Raw genomic sequence first — 21,478 nt, forward strand, 5'->3', positions numbered from 1 at the left:
AGTAGTAAACAAATATAAAGACACCCTTTTAACTGACCATTTCGAGTAAGTAAATTTCTCCTGCCTGTATTAATTAACTAACCTGTTCCGCATAAATCAAGGGACAGGCATTTTGCTTAATGGGCTTAAATAGAAACACTTAGTAATTTATTATAAATTATAAGTTTATTAAAATATATGTTATTCGTTATTGTTTGATAATAGTTTACTTATTTGGCATTAATTAAACTAATTGACTACTTCTTCATGAAAAAAAATCTTTACTTGATTTTAATGCTATTGAGTTCGTTCGCTTACGGTCAAACCAACATAATGGTTACCAATGCAACGGCCGACGCCATCATGGCGGGAAACTATACCCCGTCTACTTACAGCTCAGGTATTACCGCAACGCCCAGTGCGATTTCAATGGACCTTCATCAGTCCATCTCATCCGATTCGCTGAAGGATTATGTCCGGCAATTAGCGTCATTTGGTACGCGGAATACGAACACGGTATCGAATACATCCACAACTACCGGATTAAAGGCGGCCAACGCTTGGGTAGAAAATAAATTCAGGCAGATTAGTGCCCAGCGTAACAATCGGCTGATTGTTTCCCGAATGACGTTCAATGCAACGGTTTGTTCGGTTAGCAAAGTGTATAGCCAAGTTTTTGCCGTTTTACCCGGCACGGACATAACTAACAAGTCATTTATTCTGGTCGAAGGACACATTGATTCCCGCTGTGAATCAACCTGTGACGTAACCTGTAATGCCCCCGGCGTTTCAGACAATGCCACCGGATCGGCGCTGGTCATTGAAACGGCGCGTGTGCTGTCAAAATATAACCTAAAGGCAACGGTCGTTTTCCTCTTGACAATTGGTGAAGAGCAGGGGCTGTATGGCAGCACAGCTTTTGCTAATTACACCTCCTCTAAAGGCCGTTCGGTTCGTATGGTGATGAATAATGACATCGCCGGAACAACCCTGTGCGGCCCCTGCTCATCGGCTCCTTCCTGCGTGGCGGGCAACGTAGCCAATAACAGTATCCGGATTTTTTCGTACGGTAGTTCCAATTCGATCCATAAGCAACTCGCCCGCTACATCAAGCTTGAATACAACGAGCAGATTAGACCAGTAGCTGCGGTGCCTATGACCATCAATATTATGAGTGCAGAAGATCGCACGGGGCGTTCCAGCGACCATGTTCCCTTCCGGAATAAAGGGTATGCCGCCGTCCGGATGATCTCTCAGAACGAAAACGGGGATGGATCCGGCACTTGTGGGGTTGTACACTCCATTAAGGACAACGAGCAAATCGACACCAACAACGATGGAGTTATGGATGATTTCAGCGTTGATTTTGGGTATCTATCGCGTAACGCGGTCATCAACGCCAATGCGGTGGCCATGGCGGCTCAATCTGTAAAAGCCCCCACATCATTTACCGCCAAATACGTAAGCCTTAATAAGGTTTCGCTGACGATTACCGATGCCAGCAACGCACCTGGTTACCGGATTGCGTTACGTTCGCTAACAAACGACTGGGATTCTGTTTACACCGTCTCGACCAAAAATCCGACGATTGCATTCGTAGGAAACAGCAGTACGGTGCGCTACGTAAGCATTGCTGCGGTAAGTGCAAGCGGTGTTGAAAGCCTGTTTTCGGGCGAAGTTACCGTGAATGTACCGGCCACCATGGCGATGAATCAGACGCAAGGGATTAATTATCTGGAACGGCTCATGCGGGCGCCGACATCCTCGCAGCCAGGCGTTGAAATTCTTAAAAACTACCCTAACCCGTTCGATGAGTCAACGTATATGGTATTGAAGAATGAAAGTGATGTCACCTACAAAGACGCTTATCTGACGGTTCGAAAAGGCGATGGAACGTTAGTTGAGCGTCGGAAAATAAGTATCCAGGCAGGCATTAATGAGTATCTGTTCAGCTACAAAAACGACGGCCGAATCGAAGTGTTCTATTACACGTTTGAGGTTGATGATAAAGTGATTGCCACAAATCGGATGATGATGAGGCATTAAGAAAAGATAGAACACCCATTACGCGGATAAAACAGATATGTACAGATTTTTATCGGCGTATATCCGTTCAATCCGCGTGATCGGTGTTCTATCCTGTTTATTATTTTTCTTCTTTAAGCATCTCAACAATCAGCGTCAATTCATCGACGGTGGTTACGGGATCGCCGGAGTAGCCGACGTGGCGGTAACGTACGCGGCCTTTTGGGTCAATGACAACCTTTGTCGGAATCCCCTGAACTTTATACGCATTGGCCACCCGCTGCGATGCGTCGAGGGGTACGGTGAATTCGTATGGGTGTTTGTTCATGAAGTCATGCACGCGCTGTAAAGGCCCACCTTCACGGGTGTTCACGAACAGAAACCGGACGTTTGGATCGCTCTGGAACCTATTTTGAGCCTGCTGCATGGCCGGAAAGGAAGCGATACAGGGCACACACCAGGTAGCCCAGAAGTCGAGTACCACGACTTTACCCTTCAGGGCCGCCGACGAAATGGTGCGCCCCTGCAAATCGGTGAGCGAAAAAGCGGGTGCGGGTTCATTAATGAGCAGTTCTCGAAGCTCATCGCGCTGTTCAGCTTTCAAATCGGCTTCGAGCTCAGTTAAGTACGCGTCCGCCTTAGCGTTATCGTTGCCGGGTTGTTTGGCGTACCAGTCGCGCAGCGCCGTTTTCATGCGAGGAGTCGCCTTTCCGATTTGTATGGCGGCTTCGGCCAGCGGTCGGGCCTCGGCTCCGTGATTCGTCTGCAAAGCACAGAGTAAATACCGTTCGTTGGTGCGCGGATCGCTGTTATCTACGTCATCCGGCACCATCACTTCCTGATAAGCCGTATACGCTTCGGGGTATCTACCCTGCTGTTCCAGAACCCGGGCGTAGGTGTTCATGAGCTGCCGCTGACGGAGCTGCTTTTCGGTTGCCCAGTCGCCCGTTACGTTGCCTGGTTTAGCTTGCGTTTTCAACACGGTCAGCGCCCGCTTTACCAACTGCTCAGCTTCTGGCAAGGCCCGCTTGTCGTCGGCCATTTGAAACGCCATGGTGTTGAGCATCAGTACGTCGATGTGATTGGCTGGTTGCTGCTCCACAAATGCGACCAGTCCCCGAATGTCGTTGTTTTTGAAATAGCCGTCGGTCATCATTACCGTTAGGGCTGGTAGGTACGAGGAGTTCGGAAACTCCTGCGCAAACGCCTGATACGCTGCTTTCTTACGGGTCCAATCAGGTTGGTTCCGGACGGCCATAGCCCGGTCTTTTTGAGCAAGGGAGCCAGCCGGGTCAAGCGTTTTTATCCGCTCGCGCAGGGCATTGGCTTTCACAAAGTCGCCCATGCTTTCGTAGAGCTGAATAGCCGTGTTCAGTTCGTTGGCGGTTGGGCTCGGGCGGGAGGCCAGATACGATTCAATGCCAGCTTTCACCTTTGGGCCGTAGCCCGGCTTCCTCTGCTTTATCTGAGCAGATAGGTAGTCTGACCAATAAAGCGGCCGAACATCGGGATTTTGCCGGATTTCGTATTCATACAACGCGACAACCCAGTTTGGGTCAGCGCGTCCACCGGCTTCATACAGAAAATTCGTTCGGTTGTACACCGACGCCTGACCGCCCATGGCGTGAGGAAGCATTCGCCCGCTGGCATCACAAACCGGGATAACGTACATCCGTCCCTGGCGTATGTCGTTACGTTGGGGCATCATACTGTTGCGGAACATCAGCATGATACCGGCTGCGTCTTTTTTTGGAACGTACACTTGGCCTACGTAATCCAGCCCCTGCTTCGTTAACTTAACCGTAGCTGGGCGACTCATGTGCATGGTTGTTGGTGCACCATAATACACGTATCTTCCTTCGATTGTGCTGTCAGCGGCCAGCGGTGTGCCTTGGGGTGTGTAAGTGAACGATACCGTTTGCCCGATCTGGGGCTTCTCGGGCAAGTAACAAACCTGAGCTGTAGCCGACAAGTAGGTCGCTCCGGCTAAGATGGTCAAGAGGTAGGCTTGGAGGTTCATAACGTGAAATTTAGAAAAAATTAAGCGGCTATCGGCATCTGTTTCTTCACCGGACGCGACACGGCCCATAGGCCAACAAAGGTGAACAGCCCATTCAGGAGTAACCGCTCGAAACCGAATTGGTAGCCGTTGAACCAGGCCGATGAGTTTTCATTCACAATGTACGTTAAGAGGGGCGACGCTACGCAAATCCAGGGAACAAACCGATCCATGACCGGGCGTTTGCTGAAGATACCGAAGGCATACAACCCCAGTAACGGTCCATAGGTATACCCAGCAATGTCAAATACGGCCGTAATGACCTCTTTACTGTTCAGCTGGCGAAAAACGATGATGACGACGTAGAACAGCAATGAGAAGCCAATGTGTACGGCGTGCTTAATCCGGGATCGCTCGGTTTCTGGCCGGTTTTCGACATTCATAAAATCGACGCAGAACGACGTAGTGAGCGCCGTCAGGGCTGAGTCGGCGCTGGCGTAGGTAGCGGCCGTAATGCCTAGCAGAAACGTAATGCCCACCACCAGACCGAGGTGATTCAAGGCCAGCATGGGGTACAGATCATCGGTGCGTTCGGGAATGGCGATGCCTTCGCGTTGGGCAAACACATACAGCAATACGCCAAGGGAAAGGAACAGAAAGTTAACAAAAACCAGCGTGACCGTAAACCAGAACATGTTCTTCTGGGCTTCGCCGATGTTCTTGCAGGTCAGGTTTTTCTGCATCAGATCCTGATCCAATCCCGTCATCACGATGGCAATGAACGTACCCGAAATGAATTGTTTAAAAAAGTTCTTAGAGTCGTTACCGTCCCAGAAGAACACCTGCGACATAGAGCTATCCCGCACCGTTTGAACCAAGTCGCCAAACGACAAACCAAGATTTTGGGAGATGAGAATGATGGTCAGCACGACGGCCGTAATCAAAAAGATGGTTTGCAGCGAGTCGGTCAGGATAATGGTTTTTACGCCCCCTTTAAATGTGTATAGCCAGATCAAACCAATGGTAATCAGCACCGACACCTCGAAAGGTATACCCAATCCGTCGAATAAGGCCAACTGCAGTACATTAGCCGCTACGTAAAGACGTACCGCCGAGCCGACCGTGCGGGCCAGCAGAAAAAAACCGGCCCCGGTTTTATAGGACCAGAAGCCGAAGCGCTTTTCGAGATAGCCGTAGATTGAAATAAGGTTCAGCCGGTAATAGAGGGGCATCAGCACCGTGCCGATGACCAGGTAACCGATGATGTAACCCAGGACGACCTGAAAATAGGAAAATCCAATCTTGCCGACGGCTCCGGGCACCGAAATAAACGTAACTCCGGATAGTGACGTACCGATCATACCGAAGGCAACCAACCACCAGGGCGACTGCCGGTTAGCGGTGAAGAACGTAGTCGTATCGGCTCCTCGGGCAGTGTAAAACGAAACGGCGATCAGCATCCCAAAATAGGCGACCAAAATCACCAGGGCGACGGTGGTATTCATGTACTAAAGTATGGAATTACAGAGTAAACTATAAGCCGATTTTACCCCTGTATTAGCAGACAAATCGGGCAACTTTTTTAAGGTAAAAGAGGTTCTTTTAACGCGCGGGGCTAGCTTTCAAAAGTGCCTGTTTTGCCGTAAATTTGCTAAGTAAATACCATTTTATCTCCCATGCAACCTTTTGAAGAGACAGACGTGGACGTATTGGACGAAGTAGTTGAAACTGCTGTCCATAACCTCGTAGTCTTCAATGACGACGTCAACACATTTGAGCACGTCATCGATACATTGATCGATGTGTGTGATCACACCCCCGAACAAGCTGAACAATGCACTTTATTGATTCATTACAAGGGTAAGTGTGCTGTCAAAAACGGATCATGGGAAGAGCTCGTGCCGATGCGCAACGAAATCTGCCGACGGGGTATCTCGGCAGAAGTTTTAAATTAAAGAGCGAAAGATCGGTTGTTACCATCGACCGTTTTGACAGCCAAGTCTTTCGCTCTTTTACTCCGCATCGACGGTCCGATTTCACTCTTTAATCAGTTAAACCTTGGAGTATCCGTCCAAACTTATAGAAGACGCAGTCAACGAGGTGTCGAAGCTGCCGGGGATTGGTAAAAAAACTGCCCTTCGGTTGGTGCTCCACCTGCTGAAACGCGACGAAGAACAAACTGAAACGCTGGCCCAAAGTCTGACGGCCATGCGCACAAAGGTTAAATACTGCCGCAAGTGCCACAACCTCTCTGATCACGATTTATGCAGTATCTGCTCCAGTAACAAGCGCGATGAGTCGCTGATTTGCGTTGTTGAAGATACCCGCGATGTATTGGCCATTGAGAACACAGCGCAGTACAAAGGCTTGTATCACGTACTGGGCGGCATTATCTCTCCGGTGGAAGGTATTGGGCCAAGTGATTTGCAGATTGATTCATTGATAGCCCGGCTTAGCGGACCCGAAGGTGAACAGGTACGCGAAATCATTCTGGCCATCAGTCCGACTATGGAAGGCGATACCACGGCCTTTTACTTACAAAAGAAGTTAAAGCCGTTTAAGCTTAAAATTTCGACTATCGCACGGGGCGTTCCTATTGGGGGCGACCTCGAATATGCCGATGAGGTCACGCTTGGCCGGAGTATTCTCAGTCGAATTGCTTACGATTAATAGCAAGGTAGCCCTGGTTCATCGGGGCTTTTTTGTTGCTTAAGGAATAGGAAGAAACAGCCTTCACAGACTGTTCTCTTTGTTTAAGTCGCTTTTAATGGGAGTGGGGCCTATTTTTCGGGAAAAGTATCGTTCTTTACGCCGATAAGCATACGCTGGCTAAACATCCCTTGTTCAAGCCGGTTGTATGACTAAAAGCAAGTTTAATTCCCTCCAAACCAACACTCGCATGAATCGCTCCGAGTTTTTGAAGCTGGCTTTCGGTGCTTCGGCCGGTCTGGTCGCTTTCCGCTCTTATGGGTTAGCCACACTTGGCCTTGCACCTGTCCAGGCAGAAGGACCTTTTAAGTTAGCTCCGCTACCGTTTGATGCTGGTGCGCTCGAACCGCACATTGATAAGACAACCATGGAAATCCACCATGACAAGCATCATAAAGCGTACGTTGACAATCTCAACAAGGCTGTGGCTGGAACCGATATGGCCAAGATGGACATCGACGCCCTGGTTAAAAGTGTAAGTAGCAGCACCCCTGCGGCTGTGCGGAACAATGCCGGTGGTCACTGGAACCATACGTTCTTCTGGAATATTCTAGGACCTGGTGCCGGTGGGGCTCCTAAGGGGGCGCTTGCCGATGCCATCAACAAGAAGTTCGGCTCGTTCGACAACTTCAAAACGGAATGGGGAAAGGCCGCCACCGCTCGCTTTGGCTCAGGTTGGGTGTGGTTAATTAAGAACGGGAACGACATCGAGATTACCTCGACGCCTAATCAGGATAACCCGCTCATGGCCGTCGCCGAGAAAAAAGGTACGCCAATCATGGGACTTGATGTGTGGGAGCATGCCTATTACCTGAAGTACCAAAATCGCCGGCCCGAATACGTGACGGCTGCCTGGAACGTGTTCGATTGGAATAAGATAGGAAAGAATTTCGCGTAGCATACGTAGAGACGCGATACCTCGCGTCTCTACTTTTTTATACCCATCGGTAAGTAGACATGGAAGGTGGTGCCATGGTTCAATGCACTCTCCACGGTTATAAATCCGCCATGGTTTTCCGCGACCCGCTTGCAGGTCGCCAGGCCAATCCCCGAACCCGTAAACTGCTGCCGACCGTGTAACCGGCTGAATAAGCCAAAAATCTTGTCGAAGTTCTCCGGAGCGATGCCGATGCCGTTATCCTGAACGCTGATTCGTGCGTAGGTTTGGCTGTGCTCAACGTCCGGATATTCAGGCACATCTTTGCCCTCGACCAACTGGCCCATTACCTTTACCTCCGGGCGCTGGCTGGGCTGTGTGAACTTGATGGCGTTCGTTAACAGATTCTGAAATAACTGCCGGAGCTGCGTGGCGTCGCCGGGTACTGTGGGTAAATATGGCCCAATTGTGATAAGCGCGTCGCGTTCACTAATTATGACCTCCAGGTCATTCTGGATGCAAATCAACAAGTCTTCCAGAGCAACTAAGTCTGGTTGTTGCTGCGCCAGACCACCCGGCGATGAAAGGCGGGCATAGGCTAATAGACTCCGAATCAGCGTATCCATCCGATCGGCCGCTGATTGCATGCGGTGTACAATATCAGTCCCTTCCTCGTCTAAATCATCAGCGTAACGCTTATTTAAGAGATCGCCAAAGGATTTTATTTTGCGTAAGGGCTCCTGAAGGTCATGGCTGGCCACATAAGCAAACTGCTCCAGACTGCGGTTCGACTGCTGTAACTCGTTGTTCATCCGCTGGAGCGTCTGCTGTTGACGAAACTGTTCGGAAGTGTTTCGATAAACGCATAACGCCATCACCACATCGCCCCGTTCGTTACGGACCGGCCCCACGTAACACTCACACCGCCAACCACCCCAATGGTCGCTAAAATTATGCTCTTCACCCCGCAACGCTGTACTGATATAACGTTTCCAGTCGTCCTGATACTCAGGCAAGATCACATCGACGATGCGCTTGCCAAGTAAGTCGTCGGCATCGCGGCTGGTGTACAGGCCCGGTAAATCACCAGTTGCCGACAAAACCTTCTGAAAAAAACTGACGACAACCACACACATACCCGGTACGTTGGAAGACAGCGCTTTGAACAGAATCGCTTCGCCCATTAGCGTCTGTGTCATCTTTTTCAGCGCGGTGATGTCCGTAAAAGACACAACAGCGCTTTGCCCATCGCCCAGAGGTTCTATACTCAAATCGAACCAAAGCTCTTGCTGAGTGCGGCTGATTTTATAGAATAACTCAGCATGGTGCGCTTCGCCCGTCTCAATAACCTCAGCAATGTCGTCCCAGAGGGTGGTCGCCTGAGTAGGTGGAAACAGTTCGGCAGCTGTACGGCCCAGCATCTCGTTACGGTCGATGCCCAGAACCTGCTCAGCCCGGTGGTTGGCCAGCTGAACGGTATATGTTTCTATTTCACCATACTGGTCACGCACAGCTTTATAGACTATAATCCCACTGGCCGATTGATCTAACGCCTTTTGCCAAAGCGAAGGGGGCGTTTGTGTAGAGTTAGCAATGTTGACGTTCATGATGTTGAAGGATGGTGGTAGATGGCTGCTGAGCGAAGTTCAGGACGCCTACTTACGTACTTTAACAAGTTAAAACCGGCCTTGTTGCAAAAAATCACAGTACCACTTGGCGCTGTTCACCGTAACAGAGTAAAAACCAAAAATAGGCTGCATGAGTTAAGGCTTGTTTGTATGCTGAAGGTTCATAGTGCCCTTTTCATGTGCCTGGTTCCTGCTGACGCATCAGGAAGCTGATTAAAGCCGGTGCTACATTGTCGCCTGTCCTGGCCGCCTTCATTGGCCAACATCAGATTTGGCAAAGTTTTGTATTTTTGTAAAAATAGTCTAGTCTATGTCATCACAAGAGTTATACGACGAAATCCCATCCTTAGATCTGGCCGACTTTACTTCGGGCGATCCCGAACGTAAAGCCCGGTTTGTCCAAACCCTGGGCCAGGCGTTTAATCAGATTGGTTTCGTAGCCATCCGTAATCATGGTTTGACCGATGAGCTAACCAAGAAATTATACGATTCAGCACAAGCGTTTTTCTCGGCTTCTGACAACGTTAAGCAGAAATATGAACGTCCTGATCTGAACGGCCAGCGGGGCTATATCGGAAAAGGAAAAGAAACCGCCAAAGGGTTCAAAGTAGCTGACTTAAAGGAGTTTTACCACATTGGCCAGCCTGAACCAGTCGGTGACATGCCGGCCAATGTGTTGCCCGACGAGTTCCCCGAGTTCAGCGAAGCGACTTTAACCGCCTACCGGACGCTGGAGAATGCGGGTAAGCAACTCCTGCGGGCCATTGCGCTTTATCTGGAGCTGCCCGAAAATTACTTTGATGATAAAGTGCAGAATGGCGATAGCATTTTACGCGCCCTGCATTATTTCCCGCTCGACCCTGAAACAACCCCCGACGGAGCCGTTCGGGCGGCTGCCCACGGCGATATTAACCTCATTACGTTGTTGATGGGCGCTTCGGCCGATGGGTTGGAAGTGCTCCGGCGCGATGGTAAATGGATTGGCATTACGGCCCTGCCCGACCAGGTTGTGGTAAACGTTGGCGACATGCTCGACCGGCTGACGAATCATAAACTGAAATCAACTATCCACCAGGTAGTAAACCCACCGCGGGAGAAAATGAACCAGTCGCGTTATTCGATTCCTTTCTTTATGCATCCCCGCGCCGACATGGACCTAACCAGTCTTAAGAGTTGCATTGATGCTGAGCATCCAAAATTATATGTCGACATGACCGCTGGTGAATTCCTTAACGAGCGGCTCATGGAACTAGGCTTGAAAAAAGCCTGATTGTGGCCTGGTCTAGTCAATTCATTGAACTGACTAGACCGGGCTTATAAAATGCGCTTCCTAACCACCTTCTATGCTGCCCTATCTGACGACTGTCAAGCCTATGCGCCGAATTCGGTACTTCATCTTTTTGAAAGATGTACTGATTTTGGCGCTGACAACGTTTGGTGGTCCGCAAGTGCATTTGGCCATGCTCTACGATCGGTTTGTGCAGAAACGACGCTACCTGACCGAAGAGGAATTAATGGAGCTAAATGCGCTGTGTCAGGTACTGCCTGGGCCAACGTCAACCCAGACAATTACGGCGGTGGGGTTTAAGATTGGTGGCCCGAACCTCGCCTACATTACGTTATTGATTTGGGTACTGCCTGCCGTTTGCGTTATGACAGCCGCCGGTATGGGAATTTACTACCTGGAGCAACGTAACTTATCTTTGCAATTCGCCCGGTTTATTCAGCCCATGGCGGTAGGCTTTCTGGTCGTGGCGGGGTATCGTATAGGACGTAAGGTTATCAAGAATCAGGTAAGTTTAGCGCTTGCCCTCACGGCAACGTTGGTAGCTTATGTGTTTAGCTCGCCGTTCATGACACCCATCGTGATTGCGGCAGGAGGGCTTACCACTGCCTTGACGTACGAGAAACAGGAGCGTATGACAAAGAAGCCTCTGCAAGTGCAGTGGGCTAACTTTTTTTTGTGGCTGGGGGTGTTCGTTGCCGCGGCCGGGCTAGGGGCCATTACGCAGTCACTGCCAGTACGTCTGTTTGAAAATTTCTACCGGAACGGCAGTCTGGTCTTCGGGGGTGGACAGGTGTTAACTCCTATGCTTTACAACGAGTTCGTTGCCTTTAAACACTACCTCAGCCGGGAGGAGTTTCTGTCTGGCCTTGGTCTGGTGCAGGCGCTCCCCGGACCCGTTTTTGCGTTTGCGTCGTACATCGGTGCGTTGTCTATGCGTAATGATGGGCTGAACGGGCAGTTCTGGGGGAGCTTTGTTTCCACAGCCGGTATCTTTCTGCCGGGTACGTTCCTGATCTTCTTTGTGTATCGATTCTGGGAGCAGTTGAAACGCTACCGGGTAGTACGGGCGTCTCTGGAAGGAATCAACGCCACCAGCACAGGACTGACAGCAGCCGCAGGTTTAGCGCTCTTTCAGCCGATGGCCGCGCATTGGCCCTCGGTGGTGGTAGTGGTGGTTACTATTGCAGTGCTCCTATACACTAAAGTACCGCCTTACGTATTGATCCTGGGCGGTTTGCTGGCTGGCATCTATTTATAAAGTAAGCTTCTCTTCGGTACAGCCTTCGGCACGACAGTTTCATGCGGCCTATGCAATGACAGCTTATCGGCGTTCTGCATATCAATGGTTGTAATGTGCCTGGCCATACCTTATAACTATTGACTAATTACTGTAATGCCTGTACTGCGAGTGGTAACCCACAGCTTGTAGAACCATCTTGCGGGTGGGAACCCGCAGTAAAAAAGGCCGTTGAAAGGGCGCTAGCCTAACTTTTTATAGACTAAACTACCTTATATATAACCCTAGTGGTTTAGTATGGTTTTCTGTTGAAAGAGGTAGTGAACTATGACTGAAAACCGTGCTACAACCTGGAACCAGCTTATGGACTTTCTGTACGAAGATGCCTGGACGCCTGCTCTAAGACGATTTAGACCGTCCTATGCGTTTCGAGGGCTGGCCGATGCTGTTTTCACGCTGGATACATCATTGATGAGGTTGGGTAATGACTATGCGAGTATTGAAGGACACTTACTACGTAATTTCAAGAAATACGCGCTTCACAATGTTACTGAGCATGATTCATTCTGGTACTGGCTTTCGGTCGCTCAGCATCATGGTTTGCCCACGCGACTAATGGACTGGACGTTCTCTCCGTACGTAGCGCTCCACTTTGTTACCTCTTCCTTAGACTATTATGACCGGGATGGGGCTATCTGGTGCCTTAATTATAAGAAAGTACATCAAGAATTACCTGGTTCGCTTGGCAAGTTATTGGAAGAAGAAGGAGCCGATGTATTTACGGTTGACATGTTAAGGCAAATTGACTCGTTGCACGATTTTGACGATCTGGCCAATGAGCCATTTGCTTTGCTGTTTGAGCCACCATCCATCGATGATCGCATAGTTAATCAGTATGCCTTGTTTTCGGTCATCTCTGACCCTACAATCAGTCTGAGTCAGTGGCTGGAGTCGCGGCCGGATATGTATCGTCGAATCATTATTGGTCATGAGCTCAAGTGGGAAATACGGGATAAGCTTGACCAGGCTAATATTAACGAGCGTGTCCTGTTTCCGGGCTTGGATGGTTTGAGTGGCTGGTTACGGCGGCAGTATATTCAGCCCAGTGGTGATGATGTAATCAGTGATTGCAATCCTGGCGAGCCGTAATGACAACGTTGATCTATAAAATAGGTGATTGATGGGTCGTAGCCTCATAAGGGCGACTAATTAAGAACAAGCGTTGCGTGTGCGTGTTAACCTAGCGTAAACATAGACTCAACGTTATGCAATCAATTCAGGACCCGCGTCAACAGTATCCAGCACCCCCTTATCCGCAATCACCTCAAGATCACCCCGGCTCAGATGCAACGCTGGCACCCAAGGCCGATCATGGAGAAACATCCTATAAGGGAAGTGGTAAACTCACAGATCGGAAAGCGTTAATCACCGGTGGCGATAGTGGCATTGGCCGCGCGGTTGCGCTGGCTTTCGCCCGCGAAGGAGCCGACGTACTTATTTCGTACCTGAGTGAAGAGCAGGACGCTCAGGAAACCGTGCGGCTGATCGAAGAAGCGGGCCGCAAAGCCGTGGCCGTTAAAGGAGATATTCAAGATGAAGCGCATTGCCAGGAGCTTGTCAATCGGGCGATCGGCGAGTTTGGGCAGTTGGATATTCTGGTCAATAATGCGGCTTATCAGATGAACCACACGTCATTTCTGGACATTTCGACGGAAGAGTTTGACCGTACTTTCCGGACCAATGTTTATGCTATGTTTTTTCTCAGCAAAGCCGCTTTGCCTTTAATGAGGCCCGGTGGGTCAATTATCAACACGACGTCTATTCAGGCGTATCAGCCGGAACCAAGCCTACTGGCCTATGCGGCTACCAAAGCGGCTATTGCTAATTTCACCAAATCGTTGGCTAAAGAAGCGATTGAAGTAGGTGTGCGCGTCAATGCCGTTGCACCGGGGCCTGTCTGGACACCATTGATTCCGTCAACTATGCCCGAAGAAAAGGTGAAGAGCTTTGGCGAGGACTCGTTGCTTGGGCGAGCCGCACAACCTGTAGAGTTGTCACCAATTTATGTATTGCTAGCCTCTCAGGAAGGCAGTTATATTACGGGAATGATCTACGGGGCTACCGGTGGCCGACCGATTGCGTAAGGGGCTAATTGCTAATAAGATCATCATTAATCAGAATCGGATTTGTTGGTGGATACGCATCAGATTAGCTGTTTTGTTGAAGCTCAATGCTCGTTAGGAGAAGGGCCCGTTTGGGATGATACCCGAAATGGCTTATGGTGGGTAGACATTGTTGAAAAGCAGGTCTACTTTGCCGATGCTACGGGCCAATTTGTCCGGCAATGGACTATGCCCGAACTCGTTGGCTTCGTGCTACCCCGGTCTGATGGGCGGCTGTGGGCAGGGTTCGAATCAGGGCTGCACATTGTACATCTGCCCGATGAAGGTGAACCATCTTATGAACGCATCGACAAGATCGACCATGATCCACCTAATGTTCGCTTCAACGATGCTGCGTTCGATGGTAACGGCAATATCTACGCAAGCACAATGGACTTGAACAATGAACAGCCGTTAGGCAAGGTCTTGTATTACAAGGTCAACCCAGACGGTCGGCCTGAGTCCGCGGTAGTGGTTGCCAGCGATTTCGTTATTGCTAACGGGCCAGCTACAGCTGATAGCCAAACGCTCTTTATGATTGAAAGCAGTGGGCATCCGGGCCGAGCTAAGGGAATATGGGCTTCTTCGATCCGACCAGATGGTACCCTTGAGTCAGAAAGGCATCTGGTGGAATGGCCCTACGACGGATCACCAGATGGAGGTACTATCGATAGTGCCGGAAATGTGTGGGTTGGTCATTACGGTGGCGATACCATTCGGCAGTTTTCGCCAGCCGGCAAATTGCTACAGGCGATTCAACTACCCGTAATTAACCCTACCAAGGTTGCAATTCAGGAGGAGGGTAAGTTATATGTCACCAGCGCCCGAGAAGGCGCTACGGACGAACAGATTGCGCAGTACCCGCTGACGGGTAGTGTGCTGCAGGTTCAATTGCCCTGAAGGAAATAAACGTACAGTAGCGTAGGAGACAACCCGCACTACTGTACGTTTATTCCTTTATAAATCATCTGACAGAAACTTACGAATGGTCTGGTAGGGGCGAAGTCCCTGGGGTTTGCCATTGGTAGCTTTGTCGGGTTGACCACCGTTTGGCCTGACTTCACCACTGCGGCCACCATTCAGGCGGCTTCCGTTTTGCAGGGATAGCATTTCTTTTCGCAACTGTCGCTGTTCATCGTCGCTCAGCACCGTGCGGGTGGCTTCACCCTGACCATAGCCATCGTTGAAATTACTGATTCGACTGTCGGTTTGCGCTAGTTTCAGTTCGGCTAACAGCTCATTCAGTTCGGCCGCGACTGTCCGACGTTCTTCTTTTAACTCATCCAGGGCAGGCAACAGATCAAGGTTGTGCTGTAACACATTCTGGCGCGTCCGCTGCTCGGCAAGCTGAGCCTCCAGCGGAGCCATTTCTTTGTCTAATCGCTTCAGTCGACGGCGTAGCTTCCAAAGTTTAATGTCGGCCTGTAACCACCGGAACCAGAACGCCGAAAGAACCGGGAGGGCAATGCCCAGACAGACGGCTCCTGCCAAGGCGAACAAAATTCCACTCAGTACAAATGAGAGAAGCGCCCAAGGGCTGTTGACCAGCGCTAAGTTAAGTTCGCTTGATTCACTAAGCTGTTTTTCAATCTTGCTTAATGTGGCCGCGTCCAGCGTTTGCGTAGCGGATGTCGGGTCGGTGTTTAACTGGAGCTGCCGAACCGACTTGTTAATGGCGGCCTTTAACTGGTCAGTACGGTACGCTTCATACCGAAACCAGCCTAAAACGGCCAGCGTCAATACAGAAAACACGGCCAGTGCAATCTTAAATCGCTGGTACTTTCCCTGATTCTGCTCTGGGTTTTCCTGGTAAGGCTTTTCAATCAGTCGATCGTAAGCCGGTTTCAGCAGGATCGATACCATGGCCAAACCGACGGCAAAGGCCCAGGCTTCGTTGGTGTTGCGAATGTTAAGGGCATAGGCTACAATCTCGTGCGAGATAATGAGGTCACCCGCTAAAAACGAGATACCAGCTACCAAAAAAAGTAGTCCAGCCAGCAGCGAATAATCAGGTGCGGCTTTTGTTCGGCGCTCGCGTAGGTTGTCGCGGTCGTTTTCGAGCGCCAGCCGATCCGCTTCACGGCTTTTAACCTGCCTGTCTAACCGCTCTACCTGAAGGGCATGATTTTGTAGGTCAGCGTAAGCTACCCGATTGGCTTCAGTGGCTTCGGCCAGTTGCCGATCAACAGTGGTTAGTTCGTTCCGTTTCTCCTGAATACGGTCCGTGAGCCAGTCGGTATTAACCTGACTGGAGAGATAGCCTTCGTATGTTTCCCGGTTGACTCCCTCCACGCCACTCGTGTAGCCGTGCTGAAAGTCTGGGTTGTTTGTTGGTTCCATACTTTACGTTTTATAGTTGATGAGTCATATCGGTGAAGAAAGAGCGTTATAAATCGCCACTTTCTCCTTCATTAACACACTATAAATGACTCAGTAATGGTAAACTACATAACGTTATAATTTCGTAAAACTTCGGTTCGTTGCTGTTCCGTTAGCCGATCACGGAGGCTTCTGGCCAGTTCAAACTCGCTCAGAAACAGATTAACAAGCTGGTCGCCCTGGGCGTTCAATCGAGCCAGCTCCGTCTCAACGCGGTTGAGAGCTGCTACGAGCGGCCATTTTTGAGCGCGAACGGCCTCTATTTCGCGTTCGAGCTGCTCGGCTTGGGCCTGCCATAGGGGCAGTTGTTGCTGCTTATCAAGCACTGACTGGCGGTTTTCCTGAATTATCGCCAGATCATGACGTAATGTCGTCAATAGACTTAACAACAGTTTGCCGGCTAGCAAAAACAGAAAAAACACAAAGACAAACAAGGCAAAAGCTTGCCAGAAGGGCTGTTTCTGAATAGCCTGGGCCAGTATAAAGCTAGCGGCTGCCAGCGGCAAACCCGCTTCTTCCAGTAATCGACGACCCGTTAGCCGTCCTCCTTCTTCATAAAAGAACGACGTACGACCAAATAAGTTGAACATACCGGCCAAAAATACACCGACGGCAATCCAGCGGTTGGCAAATACCGGACGCAATGTTTCATCAATCAGGTAAAAGTTGCCAACGCATAGCATCACTGATACGCCCAAGCTTAGAAGCGTTCGAATGAGGTTATCAGTAGCCGGTTGGCGGTTGATCAGGTGGTTAATCCGTTGCCTGAGGTCGTCAATACGATTATTACGTTGTGCAATAAATCTGTCAAGCTCAGCAACTCGCTCGTTATAATGATCAATCGCTTGTTCGTAAGGAGCTGACTGGTTGGTGAAGTACGCTTTAATTTCGGCTATTTTCTCGTTAGGAGACGCTTCCGAGAGCCCAAACAAAACACCTTCGTCACGTAACGATTCCTGGTCAACCAGCCAGTAGGGTGTACTGTCAGTAGGACCATCGGAGGGCTGAACAATCGGTAAAAAAAGGTTAACTTCAGGTTGTAAGGATGGTGTTGCTGACACAGGTATAGACGCTGGAAATGTGGGACTCATGGCCCCATCAAATCGGGTAGAATCAGGGACAAATAACGAATAAAGGCGTTGGAAAAGCGTCATTTAAATAAACTGGTCGTAAGCTGGCTGAACGGTCACTTGCTTAAAAACGCCTTCAAATACGCGAATAGTGCCTCAATAATGCAAATCTTGATTAAGACACTGGATTAGAAGACGAGCGAATGACAGGAAGCGATACATTCCTGAATAAAACCCACGACAGCGCCATACCTCCCAGGAAGAGAAGACTTAAACCTGGGTTGAAGTAGATAATGGCGATTAGGCACACCAGGGAGAGTACTAACGCAACCAACGGCACGAGTGGGTATAAAGGGGTTCGAAATGGGCGGTGCAACGTAGGTTCGGTCCGACGTAATCGAAACAGGCTGAGTAAGCTGATGATATACATGCCTAACGCGCCCAGCACCGATAACGTAATGATTTCGCCGGTTGTGCCCGAAAATAAAGCGGCTAAACCGATGATTCCACCCACGATCAGCGACCAGTGTGGCGTATGGAAGCGCTGATTCACATCAGCCAGAAACCGGGGCAAATACCCCGCCCGCGCCAGGGCAAACAGTTGGCGCGAATAGCCGAGCGTATTTGCGTGAAAAGAAGCAATCAAACCAAAAAGGCCAAGCCCTGCGAAGAGCTTTGCCCACGAGCTTTGCCGCCCCAGTACAATGGCGAGTGTTTCAGGCAATGGATAGTCGAGCTGGCTCAACTGCCGCCAGTCACCCACCCCCGCGCACAAGAGCATGGTGCCAAGCGCTAGCACTACTAACGTCCCGATGCTTAGTAAGTAGCCGCGGGGAATCGTTTTGTGTGGGTCACGAACTTCTTCGGCCACCATGGCCACGCCCTCAATGGCCAGATAAAACCAGATGGCAAAGGGTAAGGCCGCAAATACGCCACTAATACCAAACGACTCATTATGTGCCAATACGTTTTCGGTTTTATAAGCCGGAGCTACTAGTACCATGAACACCAGTAGTTCAACCACGGATAACACCGTAACAATGACCGAGAAATTAGCCGATTCTTTAATCCCTAAGATATTAACGCTAATAAAAACTACGTAAGAGGCTACGGCTACGCCCAGTACCGGTAAGGCCGGGTTCAGAAAATGGGCATAGGCACCCAGAGCAGCCGCAATGGCGGGGGGAGCCATCAAAAAATCGACCAGCGTAGCAAAGCCAGCTATAAAGCCACCCGTCGTGCCAAAGGCCCGCAGGGCGTAGGCGAAGGGACCACCGGCATCTGGAATGGCCGTTGTGAGCTCCGTATAACTGAAAATAAAGGCTAAATAAAGAACCGTAACTGCCAACGTAGCGACTAGAAAGCCGAGGGTGCCGGCCACCGCCCAACCGTAGTTCCAGCCGAAATATTCGCCCGAGATAACCATACCGACGGCAATCGCCCAAAGCTGGGTTGTGGTAATAACCCGGCGTAGCTCTGACGGCTGGCTTTTTGGTCCGCCCACTTCCGTAGAAGAGGGTGAGCCGTTAGGAGGTTCGGTCATACGTAGGGTGGTGATGGCGGTTAGGCAACTTCAACGAACCGGGGCGTACTGGTCAAAGCTATGCGTATCGCTGTAAAAATACACGCTGTAAGGCAGCCCACAACCGTTTTTTTAAGTTTTGATCCGCTTCAATGGTTGGCAGAGAGTCGGCCATTAAAAACGTAATTCCTTCAAACCGCACAGGGGCATAGCGATCCATCATGATATCGAGATTAATACGCTCAAACGGCACACCAAACGTAATGAAATGGTTGATGTATTTGCCCCGCAGCAGCTCGGCAAAATTAATGTCCCGAACACCATGTAAGTTTAATAAGTCGACCCCGTCGATGTTCAGATTGACCGCTTTTAGGATTTTCTCCAGGAATAGCAGGTTGCTGGGGTCTAGTTCTTCATCGGCGAGCAGCAGCACCTTATGATTTAATTGGGGTAGGCGGGAAGATTGCTGAACCGGTGGAAGAATTGAAGGCGCTAAGGGACGGGGAACGGGTTGCGGTAAAGGCTCCGGTGACGAAATCACGACCGCAGCCTGCGGTTGTGGCAATATGACGACTGGCGTTTCTACAACGGGCTCTGCATCCTCTATGAGTGCGTCAAGAGTAATCTCGGTGGCTACTGCCAATGCATCGAGGTCGCTTAATAAATCCGTAGCGGTTTCAACCGCATCTGACGATACGTCCTGTGCCGTGGGTAACTCCTCAACAACAGTCCACGACTCATCCGCCAGCCGAAAAAGTTGGTCTGTTTGGAATAACGTCTGATAAAAATTCTTCGCCGACATAAATTGAGAGATTCGTAGCTACCGGGCAATAGCGGTCACTTGCTTAGTTTATACCACTTCGTTGCTTTTAAGGGCTCCCGGCGCCCATCATACGTTCGTTCAAGAGGACCGTAGTGCTTTACCAGGTAATTCACAATAGCTGGTTCTGACTCGCCTAAATCCCAAAGTTTCTGCGTACGCTGCATCCATCGAATCCGTTCAATCCACTTCTCACGGGAGAAATGACTTTGCAGAATCAATTTGCTGGAGTGGCAGGCGGTGCACTGGCCTTTGACCAGCATGAGTTGGTCATCTAATGCCAGGCCGGTTTCTGGATCAGTCCTGATGGAGTCAGCTGTTGTCAGTAAAGCCTCCGCGACTGGTTTGTGAACCTTGTCCGTAAAATGAACACCAACATGTTTGCTACCAGATAGGGTCGTTGTAGCTACGGACAGCCAAATACCAATGGCAAGCAGTAGTAATGTCTTCGTTGCTTTCATGACGTTGAAAATCTATTAACTAACCAACCTTTACCGCAATCCGATGACAGGCGTTATTGCAATAGCCTTCCGGATTCCATTGCGGCATCACCATCGGCTGCGACACGCCGGCATCGTCGGTGGCGCGTGCCCAGACCTCATAATAGCCCGGCCGAGGTAGTTTTACTTCTGCCGACCAGTGCTGCCAGGCGAGTCGATTTTTGGGTGGTTTCAGGTTCGCTTTTTGCCAGGTCGCCCCGAAATCAGCGGAGACGGCCATCTCCCGAACGCTACGGTCGCCCGCCCACGCGTGTCCCCGCAAAGCCAGCATCTGTCCCGCTGCAAGCATAGCGCCCGTTTGTGGGAAGGTTATAAGCGATTTGACGGGCATGGATTCGATAATACGGAACTGATCTTCGGGCGGATCAACACCGGGCTCAACCGGATTGATAGGAACTTTATAACTCTTCCCGGTCATTTTAGCGCCGTCGTGTACTTTATTACGTACTGCTAACGTATGAAGCCACTTTCCCGATGCTGACGCAGGCCAGCCACCCGCCACCAATCGCAACGGATAACCGTGCACGAGCGGAATATCCTGACCATTCATGGCCCAGGCGATCAGCGTTTCATCTTCAAGGGCCTTACGCATGGGTACGCCCCGCGAGATAACGGGTTTGGCAGGGTCGAGGCTGACATGCAAATCTTTGCCATAGTAACCGATGTAAACGGCATCATCCGTGATCCCTACATCGGCCAGAATGTCTTTTAATCGAGCACCAGTCCACTCGGCACAGCCAACCCCACCATCGGTCCACTGATTGCCGGATGTCTTGGGGAAATAACCGGATCGGCCGTTACCCGCGCATTCCAGGGTTAGCTGGTATGTATAGGGCTTAAACTTTTTCTTAAGGTCGCCTAACGTATAGGTTTTTGCTTTTTTTACCGACTCCCCATTGATGGTCAGTGTCCAGCGGGCCGCATCGATTGTTTCCGGCATGAGACCATTGTTTCGGATAAATAATTTGTCGGCCGGTGTAACGGCATCATCTAACAAATGAGCAGGTGTCTCAACATTCCAGGGCTTATCGCTAAGTACCACTAATTGCTTGTTCTTGTTGGCCATCGGATCAATGTCGAAGGCCATAGGCAGGTAGTTGGGCGGTAATTGATTCGCAAAAACGATGTCGGTGCCCAGTAGTGTTGTTAGTGTGGCTAATGAGCTTTTTTTGAGAAAGCCCCGACGGTTAAAAAGATGATCTGATGGGTTGAGTAAGTTCATATACGTAAAAGCAAACCCAGATAATTTGCCAAAAATACATAAAAAACCAGCCCTATTCATA

The 21,478-nt window shown here is 50.1% G+C and carries 18 protein-coding genes; 9 read left to right on the forward strand and 9 right to left on the reverse strand.

Annotated elements, in window-relative coordinates:
* The first annotated feature begins 246 nt into the window (after positions 1-246).
* Positions 247-2,025 (forward strand): M28 family peptidase, encoded by a 1,779-nt coding sequence (locus tag ACFSUS_RS25820; RefSeq protein ID WP_381527365.1) that lies wholly within the window; start codon positions 247-249, stop codon positions 2,023-2,025.
* Positions 2,026-2,125: 100 nt separating this feature from the next.
* Here the strand turns inward: ACFSUS_RS25820 and ACFSUS_RS25825 are convergent, their stop codons facing one another.
* Both ACFSUS_RS25825 and ACFSUS_RS25830 read right to left on the reverse strand, forming a co-directional pair.
* Positions 2,126-4,024 carry a redoxin domain-containing protein gene (locus tag ACFSUS_RS25825; protein ID WP_381527367.1) on the reverse strand — a complete coding sequence of 633 codons (1,899 nt, stop codon included), beginning with the start codon at positions 4,022-4,024 and terminating at the stop codon, positions 2,126-2,128.
* Between the two features lie 20 nt (positions 4,025-4,044).
* Entirely contained in the window at positions 4,045-5,508 is a 1,464-nt protein-coding gene (locus ACFSUS_RS25830) for a sodium:solute symporter (RefSeq protein ID WP_381527369.1), read from the reverse strand.
* A 171-nt stretch (positions 5,509-5,679) separates the two neighbouring features.
* On the opposite strand from ACFSUS_RS25830, the gene ACFSUS_RS25835 reads away from it, so the two are divergent.
* The 3 genes from ACFSUS_RS25835 (at position 5,680) to ACFSUS_RS25845 (ending at position 7,610) form a co-directional block, all read left to right on the forward strand.
* On the forward strand, positions 5,680-5,958 hold the full coding sequence (locus ACFSUS_RS25835) for an ATP-dependent Clp protease adaptor ClpS (RefSeq protein ID WP_381527371.1): 279 nt from the start codon (positions 5,680-5,682) through the stop codon (positions 5,956-5,958).
* Positions 5,959-6,061: 103 nt separating this feature from the next.
* A complete protein-coding gene (recR, locus tag ACFSUS_RS25840; protein WP_381527373.1) occupies positions 6,062-6,673 on the forward strand; it encodes a recombination mediator RecR in 612 nt (203 codons plus the stop codon).
* A 229-nt stretch (positions 6,674-6,902) separates the two neighbouring features.
* On the forward strand, positions 6,903-7,610 hold the full coding sequence (locus ACFSUS_RS25845) for a superoxide dismutase (RefSeq protein ID WP_381527375.1): 708 nt from the start codon (positions 6,903-6,905) through the stop codon (positions 7,608-7,610).
* Positions 7,611-7,639: 29 nt separating this feature from the next.
* Here ACFSUS_RS25845 and ACFSUS_RS25850 read toward each other — a convergent pair whose 3' ends face one another.
* Entirely contained in the window at positions 7,640-9,196 is a 1,557-nt protein-coding gene (locus ACFSUS_RS25850) for a sensor histidine kinase (RefSeq protein WP_381527377.1), read from the reverse strand.
* A gap of 331 nt (positions 9,197-9,527) precedes the next feature.
* On the opposite strand from ACFSUS_RS25850, the gene ACFSUS_RS25855 reads away from it, so the two are divergent.
* The 5 genes from ACFSUS_RS25855 (at position 9,528) to ACFSUS_RS25875 (ending at position 14,804) form a co-directional block, all read left to right on the forward strand.
* Positions 9,528-10,487 (forward strand): isopenicillin N synthase family dioxygenase, encoded by a 960-nt coding sequence (locus ACFSUS_RS25855; protein ID WP_381527380.1) that lies wholly within the window; start codon positions 9,528-9,530, stop codon positions 10,485-10,487.
* Positions 10,488-10,560: 73 nt separating this feature from the next.
* Positions 10,561-11,763, forward strand: a complete 1,203-nt coding sequence (gene chrA / locus ACFSUS_RS25860; protein ID WP_381527382.1) for a chromate efflux transporter — start codon at positions 10,561-10,563, stop codon at positions 11,761-11,763.
* Positions 11,764-12,069: 306 nt separating this feature from the next.
* Positions 12,070-12,891, forward strand: coding sequence for an FRG domain-containing protein (locus ACFSUS_RS25865; protein ID WP_381527384.1), 822 nt, complete (start codon positions 12,070-12,072; stop codon positions 12,889-12,891).
* Positions 12,892-13,007: 116 nt separating this feature from the next.
* Positions 13,008-13,886 carry an SDR family oxidoreductase gene (locus ACFSUS_RS25870; RefSeq protein ID WP_381527386.1) on the forward strand — a complete coding sequence of 293 codons (879 nt, stop codon included), beginning with the start codon at positions 13,008-13,010 and terminating at the stop codon, positions 13,884-13,886.
* Between the two features lie 48 nt (positions 13,887-13,934).
* On the forward strand, positions 13,935-14,804 hold the full coding sequence (locus tag ACFSUS_RS25875) for an SMP-30/gluconolactonase/LRE family protein (protein WP_381527388.1): 870 nt from the start codon (positions 13,935-13,937) through the stop codon (positions 14,802-14,804).
* Between the two features lie 57 nt (positions 14,805-14,861).
* Here the strand turns inward: ACFSUS_RS25875 and ACFSUS_RS25880 are convergent, their stop codons facing one another.
* The 6 genes from ACFSUS_RS25880 to ACFSUS_RS25905 all read right to left on the reverse strand — a co-directional run bounded on the left by ACFSUS_RS25880 (position 14,862) and on the right by ACFSUS_RS25905 (position 21,417).
* On the reverse strand, positions 14,862-16,244 hold the full coding sequence (locus ACFSUS_RS25880; protein ID WP_381527390.1) for an AAA family ATPase: 1,383 nt from the start codon (positions 16,242-16,244) through the stop codon (positions 14,862-14,864).
* A gap of 104 nt (positions 16,245-16,348) precedes the next feature.
* Positions 16,349-17,374, reverse strand: a complete 1,026-nt coding sequence (locus tag ACFSUS_RS25885; protein ID WP_381527392.1) for a hypothetical protein — start codon at positions 17,372-17,374, stop codon at positions 16,349-16,351.
* Between the two features lie 154 nt (positions 17,375-17,528).
* Positions 17,529-18,896, reverse strand: coding sequence for an ethanolamine permease (gene eat / locus ACFSUS_RS25890; protein ID WP_381527394.1), 1,368 nt, complete (start codon positions 18,894-18,896; stop codon positions 17,529-17,531).
* 58 nt (positions 18,897-18,954) lie between these two features.
* Positions 18,955-19,677, reverse strand: a complete 723-nt coding sequence (locus tag ACFSUS_RS25895) for a hypothetical protein (RefSeq protein ID WP_381527396.1) — start codon at positions 19,675-19,677, stop codon at positions 18,955-18,957.
* A 35-nt stretch (positions 19,678-19,712) separates the two neighbouring features.
* Complete coding sequence (locus tag ACFSUS_RS25900) at positions 19,713-20,156, reverse strand: hypothetical protein (protein ID WP_381527398.1); 444 nt, start codon at positions 20,154-20,156, stop codon at positions 19,713-19,715.
* A 19-nt stretch (positions 20,157-20,175) separates the two neighbouring features.
* A complete protein-coding gene (locus ACFSUS_RS25905) occupies positions 20,176-21,417 on the reverse strand; it encodes a sulfite oxidase (protein WP_381527400.1) in 1,242 nt (413 codons plus the stop codon).
* Positions 21,418-21,478 lie beyond the last annotated feature (61 nt).

Source organism: Spirosoma soli (assembly GCF_042684525.1).
GTDB classification, from domain to species: Bacteria; Bacteroidota; Bacteroidia; order Cytophagales; family Spirosomataceae; genus Spirosoma; species Spirosoma soli.